The sequence below is a fragment of the Methylobacterium sp. 092160098-2 genome, from assembly GCF_028920805.1.
GTDB lineage: Bacteria > Pseudomonadota > Alphaproteobacteria > Rhizobiales > Beijerinckiaceae > Methylobacterium > Methylobacterium fujisawaense.
The window spans coordinates 99,448-115,098 of the sequence record NZ_JAQPZJ010000002.1 but is presented as its reverse complement, the minus strand read 5'-3'; the positions used below and the strand labels follow the sequence as shown (position 1 = coordinate 115,098).

The following is a 15,651-nucleotide window of genomic DNA, read 5'->3' as shown; positions in this document are numbered from 1 at the left end:
GGTTGCCTGACCACCATGGATCGGATGCCTTGAAGACCGGTTTGCACCGGTACCGACAATTCGATCGTTCAGGCTCCGAACGCGGCATCGATGTCGACGCGCAACCCGGTCGGATCCCAGGTCTGACGGACGCTCGCGTCGAACTGGCGCGCCAGCATCTTCTCCAGCAGCTGGCTGCCGAACCCCCTGTGTATCGGCCTGCCGACCGACGGGCCGCCGCTTTCGGTCCAGTTGAACAGCAGCCGCGCCGCGCCGTCCCTTTCCTCCAGGCGCCAGCGGACGGCGATGCGGCCGTGCGCATCCGACAGTGCGCCGTGCTTGACCGCGTTCGTCGTGAGTTCGTGGACGGTCATGCCGAGGGTCATGCCGAGGCCCGACGGCAGCTGGAGCTCGGCACCGTCCAGGGCGACGCGTCCGCCCTCCTCGTATGCCGCGAGTTCGCCGGCGACGAGCTGCTTGAGGTCGATCCGCTCCCAGGACTGCTCGCGCAGGAGCGTGTGCGTCCGGGACAGCGAGACGATGCGGTCGGAGAAGGCGTCGCTGAACGCCTCGAGGTCCACGGCCGTGTGCGCCGACGTCGAGGCGATCGCCTGCACGGTCGCGAGCGTGTTCTTCACGCGGTGGTGTAGCTCGCGCACCATGATCTCGCGATACTCGGAGGCGCGGCGGCGCTCCGTCACGTCCCGCAGGAACGCCGTGAAGCCGTCGGCCGAAGGCACGACCGTCGTCTCGTACCACCTGCCCTCGTCGGGATGGGCGATTTCGCCCCGCTGCATGGTCGAGCTGGACCGGGCCTTGGCGAACATCCTCAGCAGACCGACGGCATCCCTTGCGGGGAACACCTCGACGGCCCTGCGCCCGACCACGTCGACTCCGCCCGCGAAGGTGCGCTTGGCAAGATCGTTGACGTGGACGATGCGGCCCACGCGATCGACGACGACGACCGACTCTCCGATGCTCTCGAACACGGACAGGATGCGTCGACCCGCCTCGGCCGCGGCCTCCTCCGCCGCGAGACGCCTGCGCACCTCCTGGGCCGCGGCATCGAGGGCCCGCGCGACCTCGTCCACCTCCGCGACCGCGGTCTGAACCTTCTCGACCGTCTCTCCGCGCCCGACCGCATGGGCGCGCGTGACGAGGTTGCCGAGCCATCTGGCGAGACGTCGGCTGGCGACCACGGCGAAGGCGAGCGAAAGGAGGATCGCCGCGCCGGATGCGAGCGCGAAGAACAGCAGGGAGCGGCGGAGCGGCGCCTCGTAGGCCGCCCTGCTCGTCTCGACGGACACTGTCCAGGAACTGCGTCGCGATCGGGCGAAGGCGACGACGCGCTGCGCGCCGTTCGCCTCGCGCAGCACGAGGCCCTCCGGCTCGTGGGCGACGTCCTTCGGCAAGGCCGTCGTCTGGCTGCCGGGCACGGAGGGGTCGCCGGTCCCGAAGATGAGGCGGCCTCTCCCGTCCGCCACCGTCACCGTCCACGTCTCGCCCGTCGCCTGGGGCGCGATGCCGGTGCGTATCCGCTCGACCGGCACGGCGATGCCGAGCAGGTAGGCGGGCGCGTCCTGCTTCCGGACAGCGACCTCCAGGGCGAAGACCGGCGCGCCGGTGGTGGCCTCGTTGAAGAAGCCGGTGACCTGGACCTCGCCGTTCCCGAGCGCCGCCTGGTCGACGTCGAAGATGCGGGGTTCGGGGACGGCTTCGCCGGTCGGGAAGAAGGGATTGATGATGTACCGGCCGTCGGTGCCGCGCAGAAGCGGCACGACGCCGGTGCGCTTCGAGACCCCGGCCACCATCTCGCCGAAGGTGGGCAGGTCCCCGCGCTGCAGGCTGGCGGCAGTGCCCAGGACGTCGAGCGCCGACGTCAGGCCCACGAGTTCGCGGTCCACGGCCGTCGCCACGTCGCGGGCGCGTCCTATGGCGCTGGCCTCGAGCTCGGCCCGTTCGCGGGTGGCGTAGCTCCACTGGGCCCCGCCGATGATGCCGAGCAGCGGGATGGCGATGCCGAGGCACAGGCCGCCGATGTGGAACACGAGACGGCTGCCGGATGCCGCCGGCGCCTCCGTCGCGGCGACGGGTCGGACGTCCGGTCCCGACTTCCGCATGGACGTAGATGTCATGGACAGGGCTGCGCTCACCTGAAGCTCCGCAGGGAATGCGGCTCCCGCATGGGGAAGCCGATCCGCAATCAAGTCGTCTCGGTCCGGAGCAGCGTGTGCTCGCTACGTAGCTCCGATGGCTGGTCGATCCTTCGATGGTCGTGCGCGGCGCCGCCGCTTCCGGACCGCATTGTGCGACCGGATCGTGGCGCCTCCGCGTCAGCCGCAGATCGCGCGCAGCCTGGAGACCGCCGATGCCAGCGGAACGGCGTGGTCGACCATGGTGTCGATCATCGCCGCCGCGGCTGCGGGAACGGGACCTGTTACCGAGATGGCATCCGGCATCGGTGATGTATTCCTTGGACGGTGCGGCTCCTTCGCAAGGGTGTCCCCGGGCGGCGCCCAGGTCAATCCCGTTCCTTGTTCCGGTGGCGCCCCGTGATGCCATGGAAGGAACGGCGAGATCGTTCAAATCCGAACGAATCCTGGAACGTGGATTTAGAGGAAGCCGGGGTATTCGCCTTCCCGAGGGCCGGCCATCGGCCCGTCGGAGCGAACATGCTTTCGGGAAAGACGGTCTACGGCGACGAGGACCAGGACGACCGGACCGGCATCGAGCAGGCGGATTTCGGCCGGACCGGCGTCCTCGCCGGCCCGGCGGCCCCGTTCGGCGTCGGCATCGACACGTCGTTCGCCACGCCCGCGGCTCTCTTCTCTCCGCCGACCGCCTCCTTCGCGCTTCCCGCCGCCCTCTCGACCCCTGCCGTGGGCTCGATGCTCGGCCAGCAGTGGTACCTCTCGAACACGGGGCAGAACGGCGCCAAGGCCGGCATCGACCTGAACGTCGCGCCGATCGCCAAGGAATTCACGGGCAAGGGCGTCCACGTGGGCGTCTACGACGACGGCATCGACACGAGCCACTCCGAATTCGCCGGCCGGATCGACACCGCTCCGGGGCAGACGGGCGCCCAGGGTACCGCTTCGGGTCTTCATGGAACCGCGGTGGGCGGCATCATTGGGGCCGCGGACGACGGCGTCGGAACCGTCGGCGTGGCTCCCGGAGCGCACCTGACCAGCGTCGACGTGCTCTCCGGCGGAGGCGCGCTCTTCCCGGCCATGGCGAACCAGTCGGCATACGACGTCGTCAACCACTCCTGGGGCTTCACCAGTCCGTTCGCCGACAACCCGCTCAACGCCGGGTGGCAGTCGTCCTTCTTCTCCGGAATCAAGGACGGGGCCGACGCGGGCCGCGACGGTCTCGGCACCCTGATCTTCGCCGCGGCCGGCAACGGACGCGCCAGCGGGGACTCCGCCGAGGACCACGGCTTCACCGTCGACCGCCACGTCACGACCGTGGCCGCGGTCACCGACCAGGGCTACGTCGGCTACTACTCCAATCCCGGCGCCAACGTCCTCGTCTCGGGTCTGTCGAACGGCGGAGCCAACGCCGTGGCGACCACCGACAAGACGGGTTCGGACGGCTATTCCGCCGGCGACTACACCACCGGCTTCGGCGGGACCTCGGCAGCGACGCCGGAAGCGTCCGCCGTCGGCGCCCTCATGCTGGAGGCGGCCCCTGACATCGGTTGGCGGGATGCGCAGGCGATCCTCGCATACTCGGCCCGTCAGGTCGGATCCGACGTCGGTTCGGCACCCAAGTACGCCGAGAAGGACACGTGGGCGGAGAACCATGCCGACAACGCGAACGGCGGCGGTCTCCACTTCTCGAACGACTACGGCTTCGGCCTCGTCGACGCGCACGCCGCGGTCCGGCTCGCGGAGACGTGGCTGGTGGCCGGGCCGGCCCAGACCAGCGCCAACGAGGTCTCGGTCTCGGGAAGCCTCGGAGCGGGCAACTACGACATCAAGGACGCGGCGACCACGGAGTACAGGTTCGCCCTCGGCGCCGGCGTCGACGTCGAACACATGGTCCTCGACTTCGCGGGCCTCCAGCATGGGAACGCCGGCCAGCTCTCGATCGAGCTCGTCGCGCCGTCCGGGACGGTATCCCAGCTGCTCCAGAACAACGCCTCCGGCTCCGCAATCTCCGGCGGCTGGGAGCTGATGTCGAACGAGTTCCGCGGCGAGGGCAGCGAGGGCACCTGGACCGTCCGGGTCACCGACAACGCGCCGGATACGCACGGCACATTCCACGATATGACGCTGACCGCGTACGGCGCGCAGCACACCGCCGACGACCTCTACGTCTACACGGACGAGTTCGCGAAGGTCGGCACCGGCGACCGGGCCACCCTGACGGATACGGACGGCGGCACCGACACGATCAACGCGTCTCCGGTGACCTCGGACATCCACTTCGATCTCTCGAAGGGCGGGACCATCGCGGGTCGCGAGGTGTCCATCGCGCCGGGAACGGTCGTCGAGAACTTCGTGGCCGGCGACGGGAACGACCACATCACGGGCAACGAGGCCTCCAACCATCTGCTGGGCGGTCGCGGCGACGACGTCCTGGACGGCAAGGGCGGCGGCGACTGGCTCGAGGGCGGCCAGGGCAACGACATCCTCCATTCCGGAACGGGTGGGAACCGGCTGGACGGCGGCGAAGGCGTCGACACCGTCACGTATGAGCACGCCGCAACCGGGGCCGTCGTCGACATGACGGACCAGACCCGAAACGCCGGCTCGGCGGCGGGCGACAGCCTGACCGGCATCGAGACGATCGTGGGCTCCAGCCACGACGACGAGATCCATGCGGGCGACGGGGTGACCCGCATCGAGGCCGGTGCCGGCAACGACACCCTTCACGGGTCCGGCGTCGAAGGCGCGGTGCTGATGGGCCAGGACGGCGACGACGTCCTCGTCGGCGGTGCGGGCGGGCAGGTGCTCGACGGCGGAGCCGGACACGACACCGCGAGCTACGAGACCGCCTCGAGTGGCGTCGTGGTCGATCTCGGCGATACCGCCAACAACACGGGCGATGCGGCCGGCGACAGCTACAAGGACATCGAGGCGATCCGGGGGTCGGAGCACAACGACGAGATCCGTCTCGACGACGCGACCCATGAAGCGGACGGCCTGGGCGGCCACGACGTGCTGATCGGCGTCTCCGGCGTCAACACGATCACGGGCGGCGACGGCAGCGACTGGATAGACGGCGGGACCGGTCGGGACGTGCTCGACGGCGGGGCCGGCATCGACTGGCTCTCCTACCTGAACTCGTCGGCGGGCGTGAACGTCGACCTCACCACCGGCGTTGTGAGCGGCGGCGACGCCGAGGGCGACACCATCAGGAACTTCGAGAACGTCGCCGGCTCGCGCCACGACGACGTGATCTTCGGCGACGCCGGCTCGAACACAATCGAGGGCAACCAGGGCGACGACGAGCTGCACGGCGGCGCCGGCAACGACATCCTGCGGGGCGGCGACGGGGACGACCGGCTGTTCGGGGACGACGGCAACGACCTGCTGATCGGCGGTCCGGGCACCAACACGCTCACGGGCGGGGCTGGAGCGGACCTCTTCCAGCTGTCCAAGATCGGCATGCAGCTGATCACGGACTTCGTGCGCGGCGAGGACAAGATCCTCCTGCAGGGCTCCGAGTTCGGCGACGCCTTCGCGGGCAAGAAGGTCGACTCGAGCACCTTCGCCTCGGGCGACCACGTGGACTTCTCCGGTCGGCACGCGGGCCTCTTCTTCGAGACCGCGTCCTCGACGCTGTTCTTCGATGCCGACGGAGACGGGGGTCAGGCCGCCCAGGCCATCGCGAAGATCACGAACGGCCAGCATCTGCAGGCGAGCGACATCCTGATCGCGTGACGGGAAGCAATCGACGCGGAAGGAAGGAACGAAAGCGTCGATCGCTTAAAAATCTCACGATCGGGGAAACCCGGATTAAGAGTTTGCCGGGCATTCTGGGTCCACTCAGGAGGCCCGGATGAACGCGCATGCCACGACCCCCTTGGACCGCATGGTCCGGGAAAGCCGCGTCGCCCTGACGCCGCTGGCCGGCACCGGCATCGCGATCAACGTCCTGATGCTCTCGGCGCCGCTGTACTCGATGCAGGTCTTCGACCGGGTCCAGCACTCGGGCAGCTTCGAGACCCTGGTGCTGCTGACCTCCGCCCTCGTCGTGAGCCTCGGCTTCGTGGCGACCCTGGAGCTGGCGCGCGACCGCATGACGTCGCGTGTCGGCGAGTGGGTCGAGGAGAGCCTGCTGCCGCACGCGGCCACACTCTCGACCTCCGGCCGCTTCGACCTCGAGCGCAACCCGGTCTCGGACGTGAAGACGATCCGGGCGTTCGTGTCCTCGAACGGCGTCAAGGCGATCCTGGACCTGCCGTGGTTCCCGCTCTTCCTGCTGGTCTGCTTCCTGCTGCACCCCTACGTCGGCCTGTACGCCCTGACCACGTCGGCGATCCTGTTCGGGATCGCGGTGGTCGGCGAGATCGTCACCCGTCGCGCCTCCGAGGAGGCCGCCCGTCGTCAGGCCGTGGTCGTACAGCGCCTCAACGAGATCTCGCGCAACCGCGACGCGGCCGCGGGCCTCTCGATGTGCGGTCCGATGGTGTCGCGCGAGATCGAGGCGAACGCCGGCGTCCTCGACCGCACCCGCCGCGTCACCGACGTCGCCGCCACGATGGCAACGATCTCGCGCACGGTCCGCCTCGGCTCGCAGTCCCTGATCCTCGCCGTCGGCATGGCGCTCGCCATGACCAACCAAGCCTCCGCCGGCGTGGTGATCGCGTCGTCGATCCTTCTCGGCCGGACCCTGGCCCCCATCGACGGCCTGATCTCGGGCTGGCGCTCTCTGCAGTCGGCGCGGGAATCCTGGGGCCGTCTGCGTCGCGCCTTCGGCGGATGGGACGCGTCCGCCACCACCGAACTGCCCGAGCCGAAGGGCGACCTGCGCATCGTCAACGTCTCCTACCGGGACGCGACCACCGGACGCGAGATCCTGGACGGCATCTCGCTCGACGCCGGAGCCGGCCAGATCGTCGCCGTGATCGGTTCGTCGGGCTCGGGCAAGAGCACCTTCTGCAAGGTCCTGGTCGGCGCCCTGCGCCCGACCGGCGGGGAGGTCCGCCTCGACGGGGCGAGCATCCTCGACTGGACCGAGGCGCAGCGCCGCGACCACGTCGGCTACCTCCCCCAGGATTCCGTGCTCTTCGCCGGGACCGTTAAGGAGAACATCGCCCGCTTCACCGCCGGGTCCGACGCCGACGTCGTCGCGGCCGCCACCCTCGCCGGGTGCCACGAGATGATCCTGCGCCTGCCGGGCGGCTACGACTGCCGGCTCGGCGAGAACGGGGCTCCCCTGTCGGGCGGCCAGCGGCAGCGGGTCGCCCTGGCCCGGGCGCTGTTCGGCCGGCCGCGCTTCCTGGTCCTCGACGAGCCGAACGCGAGCCTCGACACGTCCGGCGACGCGGCGCTGGCCGAGACCCTTTCGGAGCTCAAGGGCCGCGGCGTGACCGTCTTCGTGGTGACCCATCGCTACCAGCTGTTCTCCGTGGCCGACCGCGTGATCGCCCTGGAGGATGGCCGCAAGATCTACGACGACACCGCCCGCCGGGCGCTCGACAACCTCCGCGCGGCGGCCGAGGCGCAGGTGCGCCGCAACGCCTCGCAGTCCCAGGACCGGAAGGCAGCCTGACCATGAGCAGCGATCTCCAGACCAAGCTCCGCGGTCCCCGGACCCTCGCCCTCGCCGCCGCCGTCGGATCGGTCACCATGCTCGGGGCATGGTCGGCGCTGGCGCCTCTGGCGTCCGCCACCCTCGCCCCCGGGATCGTCTCGCCGGATTCGGGTCGGCAGACGGTGCAGCACCTGGAAGGCGGCATCCTGGAGCGCATGATGGTGGCCGAGGGCGACACGGTTGCAGCCGGGCAGCCGATCGCTGTGCTCGTCGACGTCCGCGCCAAGGCCGCCTACGACAACCAGGTCCACCGCCGCGCGGAACTCGCGGCCGCCCGCATCCGGCTGAAGGCGCTCGCCGACGGCGGCCCGGCCGACTTCGGCCCCCTCGCGGCGGACGTGGCCCGCGATCCGTCCCTGGCCGCCGTGACGGCCAACGAGGGCGAGATCCTCCGGACCCGGCGGGCCGGCCACAAGGCGAAGGTCGAGGGCCTGTCCGAGCAGATCCGCAAGTCCGAGGCGATCGTGGCCGCCTACCGCCGGCAGGCCGACGCGACGGAGGCGGAGCGCGGCACCGTCGTCAAGCAGGTCGACGACACCCGCTATCTCCTGGCCAAGGGTCTCACCACCCGGCCGCGGATGCTGGCGCTCGAGGCCCGGATGGCCCAGATCGACGCCCAGCGGGCCTCGCTCGACGGCCAGATCGCCTCGGCCGTCTCCGACATCGAGCATACGCGGACGGCCCTGCAGGGCGAGGAATCCGCGTTCCGCCAGCAGATCGGCGAGGATCTCGCCAAGACGGAGGCGGAGGCCGCGACCGTCGCCAACGAGATCGCCGCGAGCACGGACGCGATCGGGCGCCAGCAGGTCAAGGCGCCGGAGGCCGGCACCGTCGTGTCTCTGAAGGTCCGCACGCCGGGAGCGGTCGTTCCTCAGGGCGGAGCCATCGCCGACATCCTGCCGACCGACGGCTCGCTCGTGCTGGAGGTGCGCGTCCGGCCGGTGGACATCGCCAACGTCGCGGTCGGACAGAAGGCCCGCGTCACCGTGACGGCGTTCTCCCCCAAGGAGGTTCCGGCCCTGCCCGGCCACGTCCGCAAGGTGGGCGCGGACGCGGTCCAGGATCCGGCGACCCGGGAATTCTACTACCGGGCCGAGGTCGCCATCGACCGGGACGAGGTCGCACGCCTCGCGCCTCACGCGAAGCTCATGGCCGGCATGCCGGTCCAGGCCTTCATCGAGGACCACCCGCGCACCCTGCTGACGTGGCTCGCCGAGCCGATGATGCGTGGCTTCTCGAAGGCCGGCCTGGAGCACTGAACGGCTCTCCGTTCCTTCGGATTGACGGCCGTTCCTTCAGACAATCTCAATGGGCGCCCGCTAGCGTGGACGCCGCGTGCTTCCTCCGACGGAACCGACATGAACCGACCGACCAGCCTAACGGACATCCTGCGGCTCGTCTGCCGCCCGGCAGCGCCGGAAGGAGAGATCGCCCGCAACCGGCTCGTCGCGTATCCGATCATCGGTCTCATGCTCTGGAACTGGTACGGCAGCGAGCTCCATGGCATCGGCGCGCTGCTGGCGGCCGTCTACGTGGTGTCGGCGGTTGCCCTGGCCACGAGCGTCGCCCTCGATCCGAAGGAGCGCACGCTCCGCAAGGCCTTCGGCCTCGTCCTGGACATCGCGGGGCCCTCGGGTTGCATGTACCTCGTGGGCGTGGACGCCACGTTCCTGTATCCCGTCTACATCTGGACGCTCCTCGGGAACGGCATCCGCTACGGCGGGCGGTACATGTTCGCGGGAACGGTGCTGGCGGCGATGGGATTCGCGCTCGTGATCCTGCTCAACCGCGAGTTCGCCGAGCAGTGGCGGATGTCGGTCTCGCTGCTCTGCGGTCTGCCGGTCATCCCGATCTACGCCCGCTCGCTGCTCGCCCGCCTGCAGAAGGCGAAGGCCGAGGCGGAGGCCGCGAGCCGCGCCAAGAGCCACTTCATGGCCGGCGTGAGCCACGAACTGCGGACCCCGCCGAACGCCATCATCGGCATGTCGGACCTTCTGGGCGAGACCCGCCTCGACGGCGAGCAGAGCGAGATGAACCGGACGGTCTCCACCGCCGCGCGCTCCCTCCTGGCGCACATCGACACGATCCTGGACTTTTCGCGTCTCGAGGTCGGGCGCATGCCCGCCGAGAAGGCGCCCTTCCCGCTCCGGCATGCCGTCTCGGATGCGGTCGCAATGGTGACCGCGCAGGCCCGCGCCAAGGGTCTCGCCCTCACGGTCGACGTGGCGCCGGATCTGCCGGAGGGGGTGCTCGGCGGCCGACGCCACGTCGAGGAGGTGCTGGTCAACCTCGCCGGGAACGCGGTCAAGTTCACGGCCCTGGGGGGCGTCTCGATCGGGGTCCGGTCCGTCGGGGACGGCGTCGTCAGGTTCGAGGTGAACGACACCGGCATCGGCATCGCGCCCGAGGCGCGTCAGCGGATCTTCGAGCCGTTCTCTCAGGCCGACGACAGCATCCTGGACAGCTTCGGCGGCACCGGTCTCGGTCTGGCGATCTGCCGGCAGCTCGTCGAGCTCCACGGCGGGACGATCGGCCTCAGGAGCGCGGTCGGATCCGGCAGCACGTTCTGGTTCGAGCTGCCGCTGCCTGCGGCCGACCTGCCGGACGAGGCCGAGCCTGCGGTCGGGATCGCGATCGGGCGCAGCCTGCGCATCCTGGTGGCCGACGACAACCGGTCGAATCGGGTCGTGGCCGAGCGCATCCTCGCCAAGGCCGGGCATTCGGTGGTCCTGGCCGAGGACGGACGGCAGGCTCTCGACGCGCTCGTGGACGCGGAGTTCGACGTCGCCCTACTGGACCTGAACATGCCCGTCATGACGGGGGTGGAGGCCGCGCGCCTGTTCTCGTTCGCCTGCGGCGGCACGTCGAGCGTGCCTCTGATCGCCCTCACGGCGGACGGCACGGAGCAGGCCCGGAAGGCGGTGGCCGATGCCGGCATGGTCGGCTTCGTGACCAAGCCCATCGACCGGGCCGTGCTCTTCTCGACCATCGCGCAGGCCGTGGCGGGTCCCGGGGCCGTCGAAGCACCGGCGCGTCCGGAGCAGGACGAGGGGCCGGTGCTCGACGATGCCAAGATCGGCGAGCTCCTGGACCTCGGCGGGGTGGAATTCCTCGAGGACATGGTCTCGATCTTCGAGGAGGACGTGCCGCCGCTCCTGGCCGAGATGCGGGATGCGTACGCCGCCGGCGAGACGGGCCGGTTCCGCGACACGGTCCACGCCGTCCTGAGCAGCGCCTCGAACACGGGCGCCGAACGGATGTATCGCCTCTGCCGTACCGTGCACGATGCTCCGGACCCGATCGCCGCGGCCGGCGACGGCATCCTGGCGAGGGTCGAGACCGAGTTCGGCGAGGCCCTGGATGCGGTCCGCTCCGCGACGGGCGGCCGGAAGCTCGCCGCCTGAGGCCGTTGCCGCTTGCAAGGATGCCCTGCACCCTCGGGGAGAGGAGCGCGGGATGCACAGGCTGCAACGGATAGGACGCGGACGGGTGTCGAACGGCAGCGGCTTCGGCAAGGCCTTCGCCCGGCTGTGCCGATCCGATGCGATGCTCGCGGAGATGCCGGATTTCGGATTCATGGACGGGGGCTGTCTGTCCCTCGCGCTCGCGGTCCGGGAGTGGCTGGGGGCGGACGTCGCGAGGATCCGCTTCGCGGGGCGGCCGGGGCGGCTGGACCATGCGGTCGCCGAGATCGCGATCGACGGCAGACCCTATCTCCTCGACGGCGACGGCCTGGGCACATGGGACGATGTCCGGGAGAAGCTCCGCAGCCTGGAGTCGTGCGACGGGGCGCTCCTCGTCGAAGCGGACCTCGCGACCGCGGCCGAACACGGCATCGGGGACGACGGCCGCCATCGCGCCCTCGCCGGGATCCTGTCTGCGCATTTCGGTGCGGCCACGCCCCAGGCGGCTTGGCTCGACGCGGGGTGGTCCGAGCCCGAGGCGGCACCCGGTCCCGCGCCGTGACGGCCGACGCCGTTGAAGGGCATACGCCCGCCTCCTATCATCGTGGGGCGGCGCGGAGATCTGAAGGCATGCCATTCCAGGCGAGGATCGGGGTGGGCGACACCATCGTCGGGTCCACCGAGGTGTTGGGCGTTCCAAACGTCGTCCTCTACCTCGAGACCGCGGACGGAGATGTCGGGGACGTCGTCGCCGAGTGGCGGGGCGACGAAGTCGCCCATGCCTTCCAGACCGGGGAGCTCTCGCGGGATTCGCTCCATCGGACCGCCTATCTCCAAGCCCGCGCGCGCGGTGCCTTGGAGGGTCTGGAGCGTTCCTTCGCCGAGGCGGCGCTTCGTCTGGAGGGCCTCGTTCTGCGCGAGATGCGCGGAGACCTCGCCTCGCTCCACCGGCCGTGGATGGCCTACGAGGACGAGGAATGGGTGGTCGACGCCGCGGCGGCGGCGGCGCGTCGGCTCCTCCATCACGAAGGGGGCGCGCTGGCCGAAGCCCCGCGCGGCATGCGCCACGACGCCGTGGAGCACCTCGCCGGCGTCGGCGTCGCGGCCGAAGCCGCTTGGCGGGCGGGCCCGACGGGAGCGGAGATCCGCATCGACGGCGTGCCGGCCCATCTCCGCGCGACGTCGACCGGGGACGTCGAGATCCGCGTCGGAGGCGAACTGATTCTGGCGGGTGCCGCCGGCATCGACGACATGGCGATCGCGGACGCCGTCGGCGCCTATCTGGCGGCCCATCCCGAGGACGTCGCCGCAGCGGCCTATGCAGCGACGGTGGCCCGGACCCGGGAGATCGGCCGCATGGCGGCGGAGCTCGAGGCCCGGGCATCGCTCCTGCACGACGAGCGCGACGACGTCGTGCGGCACCTCTCCGCCGTGCTGGGAGCCTCCGTTCCCGCCGCGCGGGACGACGACGAGTTCCTACCGCCACCCGCTCCCTGATCCATGGCCGAGATCCGCGAGTCCGTCGTCGTACGCACGCCTGTCCCGGCGGACATCCCGTCCCCACTCGAGCGCTGGTACCTGGAGGTCCTCTTCAGGGCGCGCGAAGCGGACGGCGTCCTGACCCTGCACGGAGAGGATGGACTTCCGCCGTTCGCGACCGAGCAGCTGGACGTGCTCAGGCGGCTCGTATCGCTATCGTGGCAGATCTGCCCGAAGATCTGCATGCGCTTCTCGGCCATCCTCGACGGTGTCGAGTTCGACGACGGCCCGGTCGACATCGATCTCGGGGAAGGGATCGAGTGGACCGAGGTGCTGAGAGGTCTGTGCGTCAGGGATCCGGTTCGGCTCCCGTTCGTCGAGGTCGAGATCGCCCATCCATCCGTCGCCGGCCGCCCGCCGTTCGGGGGCTCGGCGGTGTTCATCCATCCCGAAGGTGTGGATTGGTTCTCCACCGGGGATTGGCTGCGGCAGCGCATCGCCGCGCGCTCGCTCCCTACCTTGCGGCTGGCGCGGAGCCGTTCCCACCCCGGCTGAGCGATTGTGTCTTGCGACACCTTCGTCGACGTTCCGTGCAGCAACGACGGCTTCTCCGCGAAGCGGTCCGCCGGAACCGATGCGATGTCCGACGAACACCACGACCTGTCCGGGTCCACCGGCCCCGCCTGGGGCGCGCGCGAGTCCGGAGCCATGCTGAAGGCCTTCGACGCCACGGGCCGATTCCTGCTGGTGTTCGAGGCGCGCGACATCGACGGCGCGGGGATCCTGGCTGCCGAGATCGGCCTCAGGGACGCCGGCGTCTTCGACATCCTCCACGACCGCGAGGGCGCGCGCCTGTTTTCGTACGAGATCTCCGACCTGGAGACGTTCATCAAGTCGGGGCCGCTGCGCGGCCTGCGCAGGTACGGCGACGACGTCGGCCCGGCCGCAGCCGACGCGCTCGACCTGTTTCAGGCCTTCCGCGACACCTTTCCTCAGGCCGAGGCGATCGCCGAACGACTTCGCGAGATTCACGTGAAGGCTCTCGCCAAGGCCCGCCGGGATCTCATGGACGGGCCGGCTCCGGGCACCCTCGATGCCGAGGAGACCGGGATGGTCGAGCGGCGCCTGCGGGATTGGGCCGATCAGATCGCACCGGAACGCCTGCCGCCGGGGCTGCGCCGGGACCACGCCGTCCTTACGCTGACGGGCAGATCGCTCGACGAGCGGGCCTCGGCCCTTCTGCGGATCCTGGACCATCTCGTTCCCGCGCACACGCCGAAGGAACGCAGCGGCCCGAGGACCTGACTTCGTTCCTTCGCTGGACAGGCCCGCGGATCTGCATCAAGGTCCCCTTAAGGATGACCTCTTGCGGATCTCTTTGATGGACGGACGACCGGATACGGGACGATCGGAGCGTGCCGCACGCCCGGCCGTGCTCGCCGACGTACCTTCCAGGAAGGTCGTCCGCGAGCCGGGGCGTCGGCAGGATCCCGTCGCCAGACACCGCGAGAGCAACAGCATCTCCCCTGCGCCGGACGATCGCGTCGAGCGTCAGGAGAGGCTGCCCGCGGACGCCCTCGCCGTCTACTCGCGTGAGATCGGGCGCCATCCCGTTCTCAAGCGGGAGGAGGAGCAGGCGCTCGCGCGGCGCATCGAGGTCGCCCGCATCTCGATGTTCGGATCCTTCATCACCCTCGGCCTGATGGAGAGGTTCGCCGGAAAGTGGCGGGACGAACTCGTTCTCGGCACGATGCGTCCCTGGGACCTGTTCGCGGGCGAGGACGAGGACGTCGACGGCCCCGAGGCCGACGGCGAGACGGCAGCCCTGCGGGACAGGGCCGTCGACAGCATCGATCAGATCCTGATCTCGTGCGCCGCCGCGGCGGCGCAGCCCGAGAGGCTGTCGGAGGCGGCCGACCGCGTCCAGGCGGCCAAGCTCTCCACGGACCGGATCGACGAGCTCGCGGCGGTCGTGAATGTCGCCGGCACGGCGCTCATGACGGCGGCCCGCGTTCTGGGACGCATCGTCGAGAATAGAGGCGGCATCGCCGCCGACCTCGTGCCGGTCCTCGACGGGGCGGACCGCGTCGAGGATGCGGTGCTCGCCCGGGTCGGTCCCTTCTCGCGCCCCGCGGGTGCCACGGAGGCGCCGGACGCCGCACAGGCCGCGGCCCGGGCCATCGACGACGTGGTGCTTCCCTTCAGGGTGCCCGTCTCCCGCTTCAGGGCCATCCAGCGGGACCTCAAGGTCGCCCACGCGGATCTCCGCCGAGCCCGGGACAGCCTCGTCACCTCGAATCTGAGGCTCGTCTACTCGGTCGCCAAGAAGTACACAAACCGCTCCCTGCCGATCCTGGACCTCATCCAGGAGGGCAACATCGGGCTGATGCGGGCGATCGAGAAGTTCGACTACCATCGCGGCTGGAAGTTCTCGACCTACGCGATCTGGTGGATCAAGCAGGCGATCTCTCGCTCGATCGCGGACCACGGACGCACGATCCGCCTGCCTGTGCACCTCCACGAGAAGGCCGCCAAGATCGAGCGGACCGCGGTCCGTCTGCGGATCGAGCTCGGGCGGCCGGCCAGCACCTACGAGATCGCGACCGCGCTCGAACTGGAGGTCCGTCAGGTCGAGCGTCTCCTGAACATGTCCCGCGAGACCGTCTCGCTCGACCTGCCCGTCGGCGAGGAGGGGGACGTCCGCTTCGGTGATCTCGTCGAGGACGAGAGGGCGCCCGATCCGATCGGCCTCGCCGATCTGACGAAGCTGAAGGAGGCGGTGCTCGACGTCTGCAGCGAGCTGCCCGAGCGGGAGCGCACCATCGTCATGATGCGCTTCGGCATCGGCTATGCGGACCAGATGACGCTGGAGGAGATCGGCCAGGTCTTCCAGGTCAGCCGCGAGCGCGTCCGTCAGATCGAGGCCCGGGCGCTGCAGAAGCTGCGGGCACCCGAGATGGGGACCTTCCTGCGCAAGTTCCTCGACGAGGAATGACAGGGCGTTTTCCGGTTTTCGACGCCA

At 70.2% G+C, this 15,651-nt stretch carries 11 protein-coding genes; 9 read left to right on the top strand and 2 right to left on the bottom strand.

Annotated features, from left to right (window positions below; all coding sequences use genetic code 11):
- Nucleotides 1-68: 68 nt before the first annotated feature.
- Nucleotides 69-2,132, bottom strand: a complete 2,064-nt coding sequence (locus PQI07_RS25765; RefSeq protein ID WP_274927886.1) for a sensor histidine kinase — start codon at nt 2,130-2,132, stop codon at nt 69-71.
- A 180-nt stretch (nt 2,133-2,312) separates the two neighbouring features.
- On the bottom strand, nt 2,313-2,438 hold the full coding sequence (locus tag PQI07_RS25760; protein WP_274927885.1) for a hypothetical protein: 126 nt from the start codon (nt 2,436-2,438) through the stop codon (nt 2,313-2,315).
- 213 nt (nt 2,439-2,651) lie between these two features.
- Between PQI07_RS25760 and PQI07_RS25755 the strand changes: the two genes are divergently transcribed.
- The 9 genes from PQI07_RS25755 (at nt 2,652) to PQI07_RS25715 (ending at nt 15,624) form a co-directional block, all read left to right on the top strand.
- Nucleotides 2,652-5,870 carry a S8 family serine peptidase gene (locus PQI07_RS25755; protein ID WP_274927884.1) on the top strand — a complete coding sequence of 1,073 codons (3,219 nt, stop codon included), beginning with the start codon at nt 2,652-2,654 and terminating at the stop codon, nt 5,868-5,870.
- Nucleotides 5,871-5,988: 118 nt separating this feature from the next.
- Nucleotides 5,989-7,704: a type I secretion system permease/ATPase gene (locus PQI07_RS25750; RefSeq protein ID WP_274927883.1), complete on the top strand. Its 1,716-nt coding sequence runs from the start codon at nt 5,989-5,991 to the stop codon at nt 7,702-7,704.
- Nucleotides 7,705-7,706: 2 nt separating this feature from the next.
- Nucleotides 7,707-9,005 (top strand): HlyD family type I secretion periplasmic adaptor subunit, encoded by a 1,299-nt coding sequence (locus PQI07_RS25745; RefSeq protein WP_274927882.1) that lies wholly within the window; start codon nt 7,707-7,709, stop codon nt 9,003-9,005.
- Nucleotides 9,006-9,104: 99 nt separating this feature from the next.
- Nucleotides 9,105-11,150: an ATP-binding protein gene (locus tag PQI07_RS25740; RefSeq protein WP_274927881.1), complete on the top strand. Its 2,046-nt coding sequence runs from the start codon at nt 9,105-9,107 to the stop codon at nt 11,148-11,150.
- An 85-nt stretch (nt 11,151-11,235) separates the two neighbouring features.
- Nucleotides 11,236-11,712, top strand: a complete 477-nt coding sequence (locus PQI07_RS25735; RefSeq protein ID WP_274927880.1) for a hypothetical protein — start codon at nt 11,236-11,238, stop codon at nt 11,710-11,712.
- Between the two features lie 68 nt (nt 11,713-11,780).
- Nucleotides 11,781-12,647 (top strand): hypothetical protein, encoded by an 867-nt coding sequence (locus tag PQI07_RS25730; protein WP_274927879.1) that lies wholly within the window; start codon nt 11,781-11,783, stop codon nt 12,645-12,647.
- Nucleotides 12,648-12,650: 3 nt separating this feature from the next.
- Nucleotides 12,651-13,184, top strand: coding sequence for a hypothetical protein (locus PQI07_RS25725; protein WP_274927878.1), 534 nt, complete (start codon nt 12,651-12,653; stop codon nt 13,182-13,184).
- A gap of 84 nt (nt 13,185-13,268) precedes the next feature.
- Nucleotides 13,269-13,934, top strand: coding sequence for a hypothetical protein (locus tag PQI07_RS25720; protein ID WP_274927877.1), 666 nt, complete (start codon nt 13,269-13,271; stop codon nt 13,932-13,934).
- A gap of 76 nt (nt 13,935-14,010) precedes the next feature.
- On the top strand, nt 14,011-15,624 hold the full coding sequence (locus PQI07_RS25715) for an RNA polymerase sigma factor RpoD/SigA (protein ID WP_274927876.1): 1,614 nt from the start codon (nt 14,011-14,013) through the stop codon (nt 15,622-15,624).
- Nucleotides 15,625-15,651 lie beyond the last annotated feature (27 nt).